This window comes from Paraburkholderia sp. RL17-381-BIF-C (assembly GCF_046026435.1).
In the GTDB taxonomy this organism is placed as follows: domain Bacteria; phylum Pseudomonadota; class Gammaproteobacteria; order Burkholderiales; family Burkholderiaceae; genus Paraburkholderia.
In genome coordinates this window covers 1-15579 of the sequence record NZ_JARESX010000114.1, presented here as the reverse complement: position 1 = coordinate 15579, position 15579 = coordinate 1, and the positions used below count along the sequence as shown (strand labels likewise).

Below are 15579 nucleotides of genomic sequence, written 5' to 3'. Positions count from 1 at the left end.
AAATTTTCCTTCGAATGTGCGAGGCTGCATTCGATTGCTTTGCTGAAATGTTTTTGCATGAAATTCCTGGCCTTCTAAAACACCCGCACACGAATAAAGCGCGCATGCTTGCTCAACCGTTATCGGTGAATGATTGTCGAACGCCGACGGTCGTAGGCAAAAGTGGCAGAAATTGACCCGATAATTGCGAGATTGGACAAAGGGACCTGAGAGGGTAATTCGCCGATTCGACGAACGGCTCCGGTCTCGCCAGCGTGATTTAAATCACGATCAGATCGGCGGAAGTGGTCCCGAGCCACTGCGGGGTCTCGGGTGCGCCGGTGGCTTCCGCAACGCTAACGCCTCGCGGCGCCAGCGTCTGTACGACGATGCGGCGTTGCGCCGCGAGATCGTCCACAGCCCGCACCATGCGGTGCGGGCCGTCGTCCTACCCGCACGCACCCACTTCACCGCACGCCGTACAAAAGTCGCACCCATCCTTGCGAATCACCGCGTTCGCCCCGCACGACCCGCATTTGCGTCCAAGCATCGTATGCAGCCCTTGCGCGTCGCCAGGCTGCGTCAACGCGAGAGCGCCGGCGTCGGTTTCGACGGGATGCGGACGAATGCCGAAATCCGCCGGCAACGCCGTCTCGGCCCGCATCTGTCCGCGCGGCAGACGCGCGAGCATGCGCGAGGACACCTGATTGCCCTCGGCGTCGAGAAAGCCGCGCCGATGCAGAATCTGCTGGATCGCAAAGGCGAGGGCGGCCACCTCCGAATCGTGCCAGCGCGGCGTGCGGTGCCCGTCCAGACGCTGCACTTCGCCGAGCCGAACCTGCCCGCGGTCCCACGAAACCTTGCGCATATCCTGCAGGTTTCGCGCGACAAAACCGCCGCGCGCCGCCAGCGAGAGCGAACGCATCGTCGCCGTGATCCATTGCTGCGATTCGTCGCGCTGGCCGGTCGGAATGAAGAACTCGATAGGCCGCTCGATAGTCACGTCTTCACCGCCCAGCCGCCCCGTGACCTCGATGAACGACACCGCCACGTAGAGCGACTTTTTGCCCGCCTGGGTCAGATACTCGACTTTCTCGATGATCGCCGGCAACTCGCCTTTGGGCCGATGATCGATTGCGATACGCAGCGGATCGAGATCGCTCTCGGCCAGCGTGTCGTCGGCTTGCGGCGGGCTCACGCTGAGCACCGCGCCGAGCGTCTCGTTGGGCCGATAGGTGGCGAGACCCTTGAGCCCGTTTTTCCATGCGTCGAAGTAGAGGCTTTCGAACGCTTCGAACGGATAGTCGGCAGGCACGTTCACGGTCTTCGAGATCGACGTGTCCACGTACGGCTGCACGGCGGCCATCATGTCGAGATGATCGCGCGCCGACATTTCCAGCGCGCTGACGAAATAGTCCGGCAGCTTGCCGACATCGCCGCCGAGCTCGCGATAAAGGCGATACGCGTAGTCTTCGACGTCGAATGATTCGCGGCTGCCATCGGCCATCACCTTCATGCGCGTGTAGGTCCACGAGAAGGCCGGCTCGATGCCGTTCGACGCGTTGTCTGCGAACGCGAGGCTCACCGTGCCGGTCGGCGCGATGGACAGCAGATGGCTGTTGCGAATGCCGTCGCGGCGAATCGCCTGCTTGATGTCCTCGGGCAGGCGCGAGGCGAAGGTGCCGGCTTCCAGATAGCGCGCCGCGTCGAAAAGCGGAAACGCGCCGCGCTCGCGCGCCAGTTCCACGGATGCGCGATACGCCTCGTCGCGCATGAGTTGCGCGATGCGCACGGCGAAGTCGCGGCCTTCCTGCGAGTTGTAGCGCAAGCCGAGCATGACGAGCGTGTCGCCGAGGCCCGTGAAGCCCACGCCGATGCGCCGCTTGGCACGCGACTCCTCGTATTGCTGTTGAAGTGGCCACAGCGTGACGTCGAGCACGTTGTCGAGAAAGCGCACCTGCGTGCGCGTGCGCCTCGCGAGGCCGTCCCAGTCGAACGACGGCTTGCGGCCTTTGATCTGCGCGAACGGGTCGATCACAAAACGCGTGAGGTTCAGCGGCCCGAGGTTGCAGCAGCCATAGGCCGGCAACGGCTGTTCGCCGCACGGATTGGTGGCGCGGATGGTTTCGACGGCGCGCAGATTGTTGTCCTCGTTCATGCGCGAGATGAACACGATGCCGGGCTCCGCGACGTCGTAAGTGGAGCGCATGATGCGATCCCAGATCGCGCGCGCGGGGCGTTCGCTGTAGACCCACAGTCCGTCTTCGCGCTGCCGCACGTCGTCGGCCGCACGCTGCGCCGGTGAGGGCTCGGCGCGATGCACGAGTTGCCAGGGCTGATCTTCTTCGACGGCGCGCATGAATTCATCGGTCACGCCGACGGAGACGTTGAAGTTGTTCCAGCGGCCTTTCGAATGTTTGGCCTCGATGAACTCCAGCAAATCGGGGTGATTGCAGTCGAGCACGGCCATCTGCGCGCCACGCCGCGAACCGGCGCTCTCGACCGTGCGGCACGACGCGTCGAACACGTCCATATAACTGCACGGTCCGGACGCCGACGAACTGGTGGTGTGAACGCGCGCGCCCTTGGGCCGGATCGCCGAGAAGTTGTAGCCGACGCCGCCGCCGCGCCGCATGGTTTCCGCGGCCTGCAGCAGGGCGACGTAAATGCCGGGCAAGCCTTGTTCGTCGACACCCTGAATCGAGTCGCCCACAGGCTGCACGAAGCAATTGATCAGCGTGGCCGCAATGCCGGTGCCCGCCGCGCTCATGATGCGGCCGGCGCCAAGCGCACCGTGCCGCAGATTATCGACGAAGAGTGCCTCGACCGATTCGCGCAGCGCCGGAGGTTCCGCCTCGGCCACGCCGCGCGCGACGCGTTTGAACACGTCGTCGGCCGATTGCTCGTCGCCTTTCGCGTATTTTTCCAGCAGGACGTCGAGGGAGAATTGCTGCGGTGCGACGAGTGGTGCGGGAGGCGCAGTTGCCGCGCGGGTGTCCGGCGTGTCTTCGGCCATGGTATGCCCTCAAACGGCGCCGCGAGGGGCACGGCGCGGTGGTGGAAGTGCGCGTCACGATACCGCCGGGCGTGGCACGGCAGGGTGACACGGCGCAATGAGGTCCACCTTAACGCACGTGGCGAAGAGCCGCAATCAAAGGGTGTTTTACCCACCGCGCGATGCGGGGCGCATGCGTTGCGTGCCGCTATGTGGGTGGTTCCGCCGGGCGGATCGGGCGCGTCGAGTCAACGCGCGCGACGCCGGCAGGGGATTGAGGCATCAGTCCTCGGCGCACTCCAGAAGTTCAGCGCAAATCATCGCGGAGGCATTGGAAGGCGCCGGCCGCTCGGCCGGTTTGAACACCGCGTCGCCGCGGCGAATCTTGCGGCGGGACACCGCGCAGGTTCCTGACGTGTGTGCGGACCTGCGCCGCCACCGTTGCTCACCGTAATGACATCGTCCCGGCTCGACCCAGCGAATCACCAGCGTCGTGTCGGAGCGCTCGAGAATTTCGATGCGTACGCCATTGGCACCGTCCAGGGGGATGGACTCTAGGGTCATCGTCGTCGGCTCCGTATTGTGGTGTGCCGAATGTAGTCCGACGCGCGCCGGATAGCCATTGTGTCGCCGTTGAAACACTGTTCTTGAAACAGCAACAATGAAACTTGACATTCGAGCTATGCCGATAAGACGGGGCTTTGCGGGCCGCAGTCTTGCTATGACGGTAATAGGCCGGATTTTTGCAACGCAGTGTTGTACGCGGTGAGACAAGGCCGCTGCCCGCAAAGGGCGCCGGTGCTTCCTTTAAGATGTGGTTATTGATGAGCGACCGTGCAGCGCCAGTGTAGCGGTTTTGCATTTTTTCGGTCGGCTCGCACACGCCCCGAACAAGTCCCTGATGGGACGTCTTCCCAGAACCATAAGAGCTCACATGATTTCATCCTCACCAGTCGCACCTCCTGAACCGCCCGAAGCGCAAGACCGCCCGAAGAAGCAGAAAACGGCCTCGCTCGTGCTGTACATCGGGCTCGTGCTGCTGGCGCTGTGGGTGGTGCGCGATTTCATCGCGGTGGTCGCCTGGGCCGGCGTGATCGCCATCGCGCTGTGGCCGCTGTTGCGCAAGGTCGAGGGCAACCGCTGGTTCACCGGCCGCACGACGCTGATCGCGGCGGTGCTCACGCTGCTGATCGCGTTGCTGGTGGTGCTGCCTGTGGGTATCGGCATTGCTCAGGCGCTTCGCGAAGCGCATGACCTGAACGAGTGGTTCAAGACCGTGCAGGAAAACGGCATTCCGCTGCCGGACTTCATCCAGCACCTGCCGTTCGGCGTGCAACAGATTTCAGGCTGGTGGCAGGCCAACCTCGCTCAGCCGCTGCGCGAGTCGGCCGCCATGAAAGGACTGCATAGTCCGGCGGTCGTGACGCTCGGCCGGCACTTCGGCGCGCGTGCGGCGCATGCCGTCACGGTGTTCGCGTTCATGCTGGTCACGCTGTTCGTGATCTTTCAGGCAGGCCCGCGTTTGTCGGGCTCGCTGCTCAAAGGCGTGCGGCGGGGTTTCGGCGACGACGGCGCGCAGCTTCTTCAACGCATGGCCGCGGCGGTGCGCGGCACGGTCTCGGGACTGGTCGTGGTCGGACTCGGCGAAGGCGCGTTGATGGGCGTCGCCTACTTCGTGACCGGCTTGCCGCACGTTGCGCTGCTCGCGTTCATTACCGCGATCGCGGCGATGCTGCCGTTCTGCGCCCCGATCACCTTTGCCATCGCGGCTGTGTGGCTGCTGTCGCAAGGTTCGGTGGCGGCGGCCATCGGTCTTGCCGTGTTCGGCTCGGTCGTGGTGTTCGTCGCCGAGCACTTCGTGCGGCCGGTGCTGATCGGCAACTCGACGCGATTGCCGTTCCTGCTGGTGCTGTTCGGCATTCTCGGCGGAGCGGAAACGTTCGGGCTGCTCGGTATTTTCATCGGCCCCGCGCTGATGACCGTGCTGATGGTGTTGTGGACCGACCTCGTGCAATAGTTGCACGGTGTTGCCCGGTCCGGTCCGGTCCGGTCTGCCGCGACGCCTGATCCGTTCAGGGTCGCTGATTCGACGGATGTTCCTGCGGCGCAGGCTTTACGCAGCCAAGCGTGTATTTCAGCGCGGCGGGCAGCAGCGCACTCCAGACGTCCCAGGTGTGGCCGCCGTCGATGATGCGCAGCGCCGCGGGATTTCCCGACAGCCGGAGGTGCGTATAGAGCGACGATGCCTCGGCCTGGATCGCGAGGTCGTCGTCGCCGGCAGCGATGAACACCGGCAGGCGATACGGCCGGCTCATGTAGCGTTCCCACTGCGCCGGATAATTGAGCTCGTGCCAGACACGCGCATCGAACTCGCGCTCGCCGAACACTCCGACGCGGCGTGCCGCCGAGGCGCGCGGCGGTTCATTCGCATAGATCGCGGGGCTGAGCAGCAGCGCGCCGCAAAAGCGTTCCGGCTGCGTCATCGCGTACCGCAGCGCGCCGAAGCCGCCCATCGAGACGCCGCCGATCATCCGTCCGCTGCGCTGTGTCGCGACCGCGTAGTGCGCTTCGATTTCGGGCAGCAGATCGTCGAAAAACGCGGTCTCCATCTTCTCCTTGCGATCGACATACCAGTCCGTGCCGCCTTGCGGCATCACGATCGCAACCGGAGGCATCGCCTTGTGCTCGATCAGCGCGTCGGCCGCCGTTTGCAGATGGCCTTGCGTGATCCAGTCGTTGGCGTCGCCGTTGTTGCCGTGCAGGAGGTAGAGCACGGGCAGGCGGCCGGCGTCATGGCGGTAGCCGGTCGGCAGATAGATCGTGTAGGACCAGTCGCGGCCGAGCGCGTCCGAATAGAAGCTTCGGCTGATGACGGTGCTGGCGAGCGTCGGCGCGCTGGTGGACGCGGCGTAAAGTGCAACGAGTGCGGAACGTAGGAATAGACGCATGTCGGATCAGGAGGCGCGCCGCGCAGGTCGCGCGCGGCCGTGATGCTATCAGGATCGGCTGTGGAATTTCTAGCGCTGGCGCACGGTTGCACTCACTCACGCACGCACGGTCGCTCAGGGCGACGTGCGCAGCCGCCCGTTATAGAGCCGCCCAGCCAGCCGCTTGAGCGGCTCGGCGCCCAGCGCTACCGCGAACAGTGCGGCGACTGCTGCCGCATCGGCGAGCAGTCCGAGCGGATAGTTGAGATAGCCGTCCGTCGCCGCGTACAGCACGGAATCGACCACGAGCGAGATCACGGCGCCGGCGATAAAGCACAAGAGCCCCTTGCGTCCGATCACGCCGACCCACGGCATCCATTGCGCGAGCTTCTTCGCCCAGCCGAGCTGAATCAGATTCGCGACGAGCCAGGCGATGGCGAGAAAATTGACCGCGCGCAGATACGAGAGGTTCTGTTTGAGGCTGGCATCGAGCGGCTCGCGCTCGATAAAGAGCTTGTAGTAAGCCGCGGCCGCCACCACGGCGAACGCCAGCACGCTGACGAGCCAGCTCAGGCGGTGCGTGCTGATGCGCTGATAGACCGGCTGGCAGCGGGCCAGCACGCCGAGCACGAACAGCAATTGCCAGGCGAACGGGTTGAAGTCCCAGTGCATGTCCGGCGCGGCGGGCAGGTAGGCGTCGATGGCCGGAGCCCCGGCCCACAGCGCGATGCTGCCGGCCAGCAGCAGCCATGGCTTGCTGCGCGCGAGCGGCAGGATCATGGGCACGAGCAGGGCGAAGAACGCGTACATGGGCAGCACGGAAGCCAGATAAGGCTGGCGGCGGAACAGCAGAATGTCGCCCAGCGCGGCGAACGGGGTGTCGATCAGGTCGTCGAGATCCGTGGTGGCGAGATTCGGTCCGTCGATGCTCAACGCGGTGAGTACCGCGCTGACCAGCAGCATCAAGGCGGCGGTCACGAGAAACGCCCGATAGATTTCCAGCGAGCGCCGCAGGAAGCGGCTGCGCGCGATCGTCTCGTTGCGCCGTTCGGCCAGCGCGGCATAGGCCGTGGCGGTGGCGAAGCCGCCGAGGAACACGAAGACTTCGGCGGCATCGCACAGCGCGTAGGCGTGCAGCGTGATACGCGACAGGATGCTGCCGCCGATGTGATCGACGACGATGATCAGAAGGACCAGTCCGCGAAAAAAATCGAGCTCGATCAGACGGGGTTGAGACTTTTGCATTGTGTGATGCCCAAAGCAAGCCCCGTGCGACGGCGCGCTGATCCAGCGCGGCAGGCGTCTCACAAGGCTTTTAGAAATTGGATTGGAATACAGCGGCGCATACGCGATTCACGGCGCCGCGCTCAACCGGCCGCGGTCCGGCACGGATGCCAAGGCGCGATTGCCACGGTCGAGCAAGCAGTAAAAATGACCTTCGTGTCGGCGCGGAGTTCCGCTGCGGCGCCGCAAAAGCTTTCTATTATATTTCTTTCCGTGACAAATCCGCTCCGCGCGGCGCAAGTCAACGGCGCGTCGAGCGTTGCCCGGCTCAAGACCGCCGGGCGCTGCATCGTTTACCTGAATGAGCGCTGCGATAAAAGGGGCTGTCGCACCAAGTGGAGATTTCGCAACAATTTGAGATATCGACACGACACCCAATGGACGGCAGGCTAACGGCGTGTGAGGATTTCCGTAAAGCGCATCCGGGGCGGTCAGTCCCGGGTCCAAGCGCCAAGAACAAAAGCGGCCGGATCGAGTTGTCCCATTGCTCGAGTGCAGGGAGATCGTCATGAACAGGCAAGTGTTCGCGCTAGCTGTCTCCACCGCTGTGTCCGCCACTTTTGCCGCGTCGGCCTCGGCGCAGACGAGCGTGACGCTCTACGGCGTGCTCGACGAAGGCATCAACTACACCAACAATGTCGGCCGTGGCCATGTCTACGAACTGGCGAGCGGCTTTGCGCAAGGCAGCCGCTGGGGGCTGAAAGGCGCTGAGGATCTGGGCGGCGGTCTGAAGGCCATTTTCCAGCTGGAAAACGGTTTCGACGTCAGTTCCGGGCGGCTTAATCAGGGTGGCCGGATGTTCGGGCGCCAGGCGTTCGTCGGTTTGAGCGCGGACCGGTTCGGCACGTTGACGTTCGGCCGCCAGTACGACTCGGTGGTCGACTATCTGGCCCAGACCACGGCCAACGGCAACTGGGCGGGCTCGCTCTTCTCGCACCCGTACGATAACGACAACACGGACAACACGTTTCGCCTCGACAACGCGGTCAAATACACCAGTCCGTCGCTGTCCGGCTTTCAATTCGGCGGCGTCTACAGCTTCAGCAACGACACCAATTTCGCGAACAATCGCGCGTACAGTTTCGGCGGTCAGTATGCGTATGGCGGCTTGCTGGTGGCCGCCGCGTATCTGCAGGCCAATAATCCCGGCAACGGCGCGAATGGTGCGGTCACGGCGAACGACGCCGGTTTCATCGCCGCCCGCATGCGGGTGTTCGGCGGCGGCATCACTTATACGTTCGGCCCGGCGACGGCCGGTTTCGTCTATACCAATTCGAACTATCTGGACCCGACCGGCAACGGCTATCTCGGCGTGACGCCGCTCGCGCCGCCGGGCGTGCTGCTGAATTCGCTGAAGTATCAGAACTTCGAGGTGAACGGCAAGTATCAGATCTCGCCGATGCTGTTCGTCGGCGCGCAGTACGTGTACACGATGGAAACCTACGACGCCTCGACCGGCGGCGTAAAGCCGAAAATCCACTCGTTCGGCTTGATGGCGGACTACAACCTGTCCAAGCGCACCGACGTCTACATTCAGGGCGAATATCAGCAGGTGACAGGCGACACGACCTATTCGATTCTGGACGAAGCCTTCACGCCCGGTACCCAGTCTCCTTCATCGACGTCGAAGCAGGTCGTGGTGCGGGCGGCGATCCGGCATAAATTCTAGTTGCGATTGAATTGATGGCGCGCCAACGCCGCGCTGCCGATTATCGGCGAATGCGGCCGGAATTAAGATCGTGAATAGCGGCGGGTGTATCGATCCCGAACGGATTGACGCTCAGCTCAGTTCACCACGTAATTCTGAATCAGGATGCCGACTAACACGCCGAACGGAATGCCGAAGGTTCTGCCGCGCAGGGTGGCGTTGATGTCTTCATCGAGCACGAAGCTGCAACGGCGCTCGCGCCAGACGGTTTTGTAGGCGAATGGCTTTGCATCGACGATGACGATTGAAATCAGCGCGGTCACGATAACCTGTTGCAACGCATGCAGTTTGGCCATAAACGGCGAAAATTCACCGGCATTGCACAGCAGCAGCATGATGACGGCGGCAATCAGCGTGCCGAAGAAAAAACCACTCATGAATCTGTTTGCTGAACTGAGAGAATCCAATTGAACCTCGGCTTCATTCGCCGCCTCGCTCGAAGCAGTGAATTAAAAATATTCTGACGGAGATGGTTTTCCATTCGATCGACCGGCGCGGCCGTGACTGCGGCGCCGGTCAACCTCAAGGAAATGCGTAAGAATATTTTTATTGCCTTCTTCAACCTATCGTCCTTTTCCTAATGGTGGCTAGGATAATTCCGAAAAATGCGGAAACTCGCCGCGTTCCAGCTGTCACCTCAACAGATTCAGTCTGGCGTATTGCAACAGCATGATGGTTTTTCCGTCGACGATTTCGCCACGCTCGATCATTGCAAGCGCTTCATCCACCGGCAGTTCCAGCACCTCGATATCTTCGCCTTCGTCGGCGAGGCCGCCGCCCTGACCGACTTTCGCCACCGCATCGTATTCGGCGACGAAAAAGTGCAGTTTCTCCGTGACCGAACCCGGACTCATGAAGGCCTCGAATACCTTGCGCACCTCGTGTACGCGGTAGCCCGTTTCCTCTTCGACTTCCGCGCGAATCCGTTCTTCCGGCGACGCAGCCTCCAGCAATCCGGCCGGCGCCTCGATCAGCATGCCGTGATGGCCGTTGACGAACGCCGGCAGGCGGAATTGCCGCGTCAGCACGACGGTGCGCCGGCGCGGATCGTATAGCAGCAGCGTCGCGCCGTTGCCGCGGTCGTAGGTTTCGCGGCTTTGGCGCTGCCAGCTGCCGTCGGCGCGCTGGTAATCGAAGGTGGTTTTTTTCAGCACGTACCAGTCGTCCGACAGCACCTCGACATCGACAATCCTTACCCGGCTGGCGATTTCGTTCATGGCTCGCATCCTGTTGCGTTGGGAGATCGGCTCATGCCGCATACGAATCAATGGTATCGTGCGATATCGTGCAAAAACAAGTAATTTCGTGCAATCCATGAACCCAGCCAGGAATCGCCGCCGATGCTGACGTCGCAAAGAAAGCAATTGATACTCGACGCGCTAAAGCGTAACGGGCAAGTCGTCGCCAAAACCTTGAGCGCGCAATTCGAGGTGTCGGAAGATACGATCCGTCGCGATCTGCGCGAACTCGCCGCCGAGGGCCAGCTTCAGCGCGTGCACGGCGGCGCACTGCCGGCGTCGCCGGCGGCGGTGGATTTCGCCGGGCGCGAGCGGATCGAATCGGCGTCGAAGGCGGCGATCGGCCGCGCGGCGGCCGGCATGATCGCGCGCGACCAGATTGCGTTTGTCGACGGCGGCACGACTGCTGTGCAACTGGCGCGTCATCTGCCACGCGACTTGCGCGCGACGATCGTCACGCATAGCCCGAGTGTCGCCGTCGAACTGGCGGACCATGCCGGGCTGGAGGTCGTCATGATCGGCGGGCGCCTGTTCCGGCATTCGATGGTCAACGTAGGCGCAGCAGCCATCGAAGCGCTCAGCCACATTCGCGCCGACCTGTATTTCATGGGCGTGACCGGCGTGCATCCGCAAGCGGGCCTGAGCACGGGCGACAGGGAAGAGGCCTATGTGAAACGCGCGTTTTTGGAGCACGCGGCGGAGACGGTGGTGCTGGCGTCCGCGGAAAAACTCAACGCGGCCTCGGCGTACAAGATCGCCGATGTGACGGCGGCGGGGACGATCGTAGTCGAACGGAACACCGCCGAAGCGCTGACCGCGCCATTCGAGGCGTTGGGCATCACGATAGAGCGGGCATAGTTCGGGATGCTTAGGAACTGAAAACCGTTATATGGCGGTTCATACCGGATCAGTCATTTGTGAAATGGCTTCACGTAGTTTGACGCATCCTGCGGCGAATTGGCGCGATGATCCCGGCCCTTGCCCGCTATCGGGTGGACAACTCGACGCTGCGTCAAGGCGATGCCCAAGGCGCCGGCTTTTTTCATGCGCGGCGGTGAAGGGCCGCCAACGCAGTCCGGCACCGTGGGCGCCACGCAAACGTGCGATGAACTTGCACGCCGTGCTCTGTTCAAATGAATTCACGGTGCCGCTGCCTGCTCTTGGCTTACGGCTCGCGGCTTACCGCTTACGGCGCGCCCAACGTTTTCCCCGCAGGCAATGCTGATTCCTTTCACGGAGACTTCATGAGCAATCGCGCGACGCAGATCCTTCCTCACCACAGTTACGTTCATTCGATCGGCGCGCCGCTGGCGTGCGTGCAAGGCACGATCAGCAAGGTGTTCGCCAGCCCGGAAAATCACAACGGCGCCAATCACCAGCACTTCCTCATCAAGGTCGACACGGTGGTGAAGTTCGAGGGCGGTACGGAGAATCTCGTGGGCACCGAGCTATTCGTCGCCGTGCGTTTCGGCGACAACGAGGGTCTCGCCCATGAGATTCCCGCACTGCAGACCGGTCAGCCGATCGAAGCCCAAGGCGAATACATCCCCGACGCCAGCGCCTATCCCACTGAAGACAATCGCAATCCCGTTCTGCCTGTCCTGCACTTTACGCATCATCCGATCGGCTATGTGAAGTACCAGGGCCAGTACTACAGCTAGCCGGCTTCCATCGCGCAGGCCGGAAAAAAATCCGTCCTCGCGCGGCCGCCATTCTCCCGCCACGCTCAATGTCGGTCCCGCTGCCGATTCAAGTTTTGGCGGCGCTTTGCCGTTAAAGCAAACGTTATCGTGCGGTTGCCGAGGTGTAGCCGTGGGTGCGGCTCGCATGGCCGACCGATGGGGGCGCCTGTGCGCGAATGGCGCTTGACGCTCGGTCCAGCAACGACCGCTCTTGCAATGGCCACGCGCCGCCGCGCTACACGTTGCATGAGCAACGATGTCCGCAATACCGTGCGTAAGGTTTGTATCAAAGTATGTGAGCTGACGCGTTTTTTATAAAACGCACTTTACAATTCCGCTTGATTTTTAATTGGTAATCTGACCCTTTTCGCAGAAGATCGGCTGTTTTGACGGGCGGTATCCGTGCGCCCCAGGCATCCGGCAGCTCGTGAACGCATGGGGTTGGGTTGGCCGGCACGGCATGGATGAGCGCCGCACGAGGCGGCCTGGCTGTGTCGCGAGGAAAGCAGCGCGGCGGTTGGGCGCGCGCATCGCTCGCGGCAAGGCGGCATCCAGCTCGACAATGAATGAGGCAGGAGTCGAACAAGATGGGAAAGCGTTTCGACAGAACGATGTTGGCCAGTCTGGCCGGCGCATGGGTCGCGCTGGCGGTCAGTGGTTGTGCAAATGTGGGGCAGCAGGGTGCGCAGACAGGCGCCGCATCAGGCGCGGCGGTTGCGTCCGGTGTGCCGGCCGCGAGCGCGCCGGCATCCGATGCGGCGGCCGCAACGCCGGCCGCACTCAGCGCCGAGCAGAGCGCGCTGCTCAAGAAGTCACCGCCGCTCGTGTATCGCGTGAAACGTGGCGACACCTTGGCACGCATCGCGCAGCGTCATCATTGCAGTGTCGGGCAGTTGCAAGCCTGGAATGGATTGAAGGCGTCCTCGCGGCTGAAGCGCGGGCAGGTGTTGCACGTCGCGTCGCCGGAAACAGTGCGGGCGGTGAATGCGGCTAATGCGGCCGCCAAGGCCGCTGCGGCTTCCGGGGCCGCGGCTTCCGCCGCTGCGCGGCAGGCCGCGGCATCTGGCGCATCGGTGGCGGGCGCGCCGCAATCGCAGTCCGCCCAGTCGCCCGCGCCGAGCGCCGCTGAAGCGCGCGAAGTGGCGCAGCAAACCGCGCGGCATGCGAATGCCGTGTCGCTGGCCTGGCCGGCGGGCGGCAGCGTGGTCGAAGGATTCCAGCCGGGCGAAACGCGGGGTATCGAAATCGGCGGCAAGCCGGGCGATCCTGTGCGGGCGGCGGCGGACGGGAAGGTGATGTATGCGGGCATGGGCCTGAACGGTTACGGCAGTCTGATCATCGTGCAGCACAACAAGGACTTCCTGACCGCTTACTCGCATAACCGCAAGCTGCTGGTCAAAACCGGCGATATCGTCGTGCAGGGACAGCAGATCGCCGAAATGGGCGACGAAAAGAACTCGCGAGTTTCGCTGGGCTTCGAGTTGCGCCGCGACGGCAAGCCGATCGATCCCATGCCGTACCTGCCGCAAGGACGCGGCTAGGCGCGCGTCCTTAATCCAGCCACCGCAGCGCCGCGGCGACGATCGCTTCCGGCGCGTCTTCCTGCATCAGGTGGCCGGCCTTCGGTACCGGCTGAAATCGCGCTTCCGGTATGGCCGCGGCCAGTTGGCGGCCGCGCGCCAGCGGAATCCACTGGTCCTCCTCGCCCCATAGAATCTGCACCGGACAACGTAGCTGCGGATAGCGCGCTTCGACCTCGTCGGTGTAGCGCTGATCCATCTGCGCGATTTGCCGATAGAACGCGGCCTGGCCGATTGCGCCGAGCCAGGGCGTCACATAAGGCGCGAGTTCGTGATCCGGAATCTCACGCGCGATCGCGCCGCGCACATACGCCTTGACCACTGCCTCGTGGATGTACGGCGGCAGGCCGGTGAACGCATCACCGTGCTCGCGCACATGCCGCACGAACGGCGAACCCCACGGCGCGACCGCCACCGGATCGATCAGTGTGAGACTGCGATAGTCGCAGCCGTCGATCAGATGCGCGCGCAATGAAGTCGCGCCGCCGAAATCATGCGCGATGACGTCCGGGTTATTTACCCGCCAATGCACGAGCAATTCCGCAAGCAACCTGTTCTGCACGCCGAGCGAGACGTCCTGAGCGTCGCGCTGTTCGGATTGCCCATAGCCGAGCAGATCGTAGTAGTAGATCGTGCGCGTTTGCGCGAGGTGAGGGGCAATGCGGTGCCACACATACGAAGAAAACGGCGTGCCGTGAACCAGCACTAGCGGCGGACCGTTGCCGGTCACGTTGAAGCGCACGGTTTGATCGCGAAACGTATAGCTTTCGGGGAGCGGCCAGTTTTGCATAACGATGAGCGTCGCAAGAAAGTTTGGCTACCTTAGCAGGGCTTCGTGCTGCATGCTGACCGGGTTTTCGTAGCCGGCCCGGAACGTCTCCCGCAGAAGCTCACCTTTGTTTTATTCAGCAAAGCCAGGCAAATTCAAACGTGGCTCGATCGCAGACGCGTTTCAATGACAAACGAGCCGCGCACGCGACACACACTCTTACGAATCGCGCATAAATTGCCTTGAAATAAGGCGTAAAACCATTGTCCGCATCCAAAAACGCCTGGTAATCGCACGATGAAGCCCACAAGGCGCCATCGTGCGAACAGGGTTAAGCGCGATCGAACCACGCACTTTATATGGTGAGGAAATTCGGGAGCCGGTTACTTCGACTCGATCCCGCGCAACAACTGCGACACCTGACCGTGCTGATGCAGGATCGCCGGATCGGCATGCAGTAGCGGCAGGTAGCGCGGCAGAAAAGTATTGTTCGGCATGTCGGGCGAGAAGAGTCCCGCTACCGCTTCGGCCGCCGCGATCCGGTCGGTGGCCTCGGCTTCCTTGTCGTCGAGAATTTCGTCGACGTTCGCAATCACCGTTGAGAGCGGCGTGAGCCAGCGGAAACCCGAACCGTTGATGAGCGCCTGCAGGAAAGCCGCGGGCGTTACCGGGCCGAATTCCTTTTCATACGCTGCGCGCTCGTGATCGAGAATGGCCTTGTGCAGCGCCAATAGCGGCCGGCGAATGTCCGAGAGGAATTGAGTGCATTGCGAGTCGTTCATGTGTGCTGCTCCTTCGGATAGTCAGACCGGATCCATGCTAACAAAATCGCACGGCAATGATTCGACAAGATTAACCGATCGTGCAAAGTCGCTCGGCTCGGGTGCATGCGCGCAAGGTAACGCCTTGATTCGAATCCGCTTTCAGCCTGGCAATATGCGCTGGGGTCATTATTTGGCCGGCCGGCGGCGTGCAGCCAGGCGGCGAACTTCTTAATGCGCGGCTACAATCTGCCGGTCAGTTTCCGGCGCGCTCGCGCCATGCATTAACCGCCGTTTTCAAGTATTGGAAAGCCGCATCGCGTATTAGTTCGGCTTATCGAATAAACGCGGCAGGTCTTCACGTTTTGGTTCGACGTCTCTGTCTAAACAGCCTCATCAACAATAAACCCGACTCTCGGAGCCGCTCAATGACAACGCTCAATATCAACGGCCAGACGCATACCGTCGACGCGCCTCCCGACATGCCACTTCTGTGGGTCTTGCGCGATCTGGTCGGCCTGACCGGCACGAAGTTCGGTTGCGGCATCGCTCAATGCGGCGCATGCACCGTGCACCTCGACGGCGTGGCAGTGCGCTCGTGCGTCTTGCCGGCAGCGGCGGTCGGCGACCGCAAGATCACCACGATCGAAGCAGTG

Annotated in this window: 15 protein-coding genes; 6 read left to right on the top strand and 9 right to left on the bottom strand. The window is 62.6% G+C overall.

All coding sequences use genetic code 11. The features are described 5' to 3' along the window. Window positions 1-259 precede the first annotated feature (259 nt). The 3 genes from P0D70_RS34365 to P0D70_RS34355 form a co-directional block, all read right to left on the bottom strand. Complete coding sequence (locus P0D70_RS34365; protein WP_408187805.1) at window positions 260-397, bottom strand: hypothetical protein; 138 nt, start codon at window positions 395-397, stop codon at window positions 260-262. A 30-nt stretch (window positions 398-427) separates the two neighbouring features. Then, the gene (locus P0D70_RS34360; protein WP_408187804.1) at window positions 428-2995 is read right to left on the bottom strand and encodes an adenosylcobalamin-dependent ribonucleoside-diphosphate reductase; all 2568 of its coding nucleotides are present in this window, start codon (window positions 2993-2995) and stop codon (window positions 428-430) included. Between the two features lie 261 nt (window positions 2996-3256). Beyond that, the gene (locus tag P0D70_RS34355; protein WP_091801793.1) at window positions 3257-3538 is read right to left on the bottom strand and encodes a DUF3331 domain-containing protein; all 282 of its coding nucleotides are present in this window, start codon (window positions 3536-3538) and stop codon (window positions 3257-3259) included. Between the two features lie 370 nt (window positions 3539-3908). Between P0D70_RS34355 and P0D70_RS34350 the strand changes: the two genes are divergently transcribed. Beyond that, entirely contained in the window at window positions 3909-4991 is a 1083-nt protein-coding gene (locus tag P0D70_RS34350; RefSeq protein WP_408187803.1) for an AI-2E family transporter, read from the top strand. Between the two features lie 55 nt (window positions 4992-5046). Here the strand turns inward: P0D70_RS34350 and P0D70_RS34345 are convergent, their stop codons facing one another. Together P0D70_RS34345 and P0D70_RS34340 are read right to left on the bottom strand one after the other, a co-directional pair. Next, window positions 5047-5922, bottom strand: coding sequence for an alpha/beta hydrolase (locus tag P0D70_RS34345; protein ID WP_408187802.1), 876 nt, complete (start codon window positions 5920-5922; stop codon window positions 5047-5049). 114 nt (window positions 5923-6036) lie between these two features. Next, window positions 6037-7146 carry an OpgC domain-containing protein gene (locus P0D70_RS34340; protein WP_091801783.1) on the bottom strand — a complete coding sequence of 370 codons (1110 nt, stop codon included), beginning with the start codon at window positions 7144-7146 and terminating at the stop codon, window positions 6037-6039. 547 nt (window positions 7147-7693) lie between these two features. On the opposite strand from P0D70_RS34340, the gene P0D70_RS34335 reads away from it, so the two are divergent. After that, on the top strand, window positions 7694-8854 hold the full coding sequence (locus tag P0D70_RS34335) for a porin (protein ID WP_408187801.1): 1161 nt from the start codon (window positions 7694-7696) through the stop codon (window positions 8852-8854). Between the two features lie 116 nt (window positions 8855-8970). On the opposite strand, the gene P0D70_RS34330 is transcribed toward P0D70_RS34335, so the two are convergent. Continuing rightward, window positions 8971-9270 (bottom strand): hypothetical protein, encoded by a 300-nt coding sequence (locus P0D70_RS34330; RefSeq protein ID WP_286162075.1) that lies wholly within the window; start codon window positions 9268-9270, stop codon window positions 8971-8973. Between the two features lie 255 nt (window positions 9271-9525). Beyond that, window positions 9526-10110 carry an NUDIX domain-containing protein gene (locus P0D70_RS34325; RefSeq protein WP_408187800.1) on the bottom strand — a complete coding sequence of 195 codons (585 nt, stop codon included), beginning with the start codon at window positions 10108-10110 and terminating at the stop codon, window positions 9526-9528. A 123-nt stretch (window positions 10111-10233) separates the two neighbouring features. Here P0D70_RS34325 and P0D70_RS34320 point away from each other — a divergent pair, with 123 nt between their 5' ends. The 3 genes from P0D70_RS34320 to P0D70_RS34310 all read left to right on the top strand — a co-directional run bounded on the left by P0D70_RS34320 (window position 10234) and on the right by P0D70_RS34310 (window position 13354). Beyond that, window positions 10234-10989 carry a DeoR/GlpR family DNA-binding transcription regulator gene (locus tag P0D70_RS34320; RefSeq protein ID WP_408187799.1) on the top strand — a complete coding sequence of 252 codons (756 nt, stop codon included), beginning with the start codon at window positions 10234-10236 and terminating at the stop codon, window positions 10987-10989. 386 nt (window positions 10990-11375) lie between these two features. Beyond that, window positions 11376-11792 (top strand): hypothetical protein, encoded by a 417-nt coding sequence (locus P0D70_RS34315; protein ID WP_408187798.1) that lies wholly within the window; start codon window positions 11376-11378, stop codon window positions 11790-11792. A gap of 608 nt (window positions 11793-12400) precedes the next feature. Further along, on the top strand, window positions 12401-13354 hold the full coding sequence (locus P0D70_RS34310) for a peptidoglycan DD-metalloendopeptidase family protein (protein ID WP_408187797.1): 954 nt from the start codon (window positions 12401-12403) through the stop codon (window positions 13352-13354). 10 nt (window positions 13355-13364) lie between these two features. Here P0D70_RS34310 and P0D70_RS34305 read toward each other — a convergent pair whose 3' ends face one another. After that, window positions 13365-14183, bottom strand: coding sequence for an alpha/beta fold hydrolase (locus P0D70_RS34305; RefSeq protein WP_408187796.1), 819 nt, complete (start codon window positions 14181-14183; stop codon window positions 13365-13367). Window positions 14184-14545: 362 nt separating this feature from the next. Then, window positions 14546-14944 carry a hypothetical protein gene (locus P0D70_RS34300; RefSeq protein WP_091801762.1) on the bottom strand — a complete coding sequence of 133 codons (399 nt, stop codon included), beginning with the start codon at window positions 14942-14944 and terminating at the stop codon, window positions 14546-14548. A 407-nt stretch (window positions 14945-15351) separates the two neighbouring features. Between P0D70_RS34300 and P0D70_RS34295 the strand changes: the two genes are divergently transcribed. Continuing rightward, the coding region (locus P0D70_RS34295; RefSeq protein ID WP_408186859.1) for a (2Fe-2S)-binding protein at window positions 15352-15579 on the top strand (228 nt) is incomplete at its 3' end.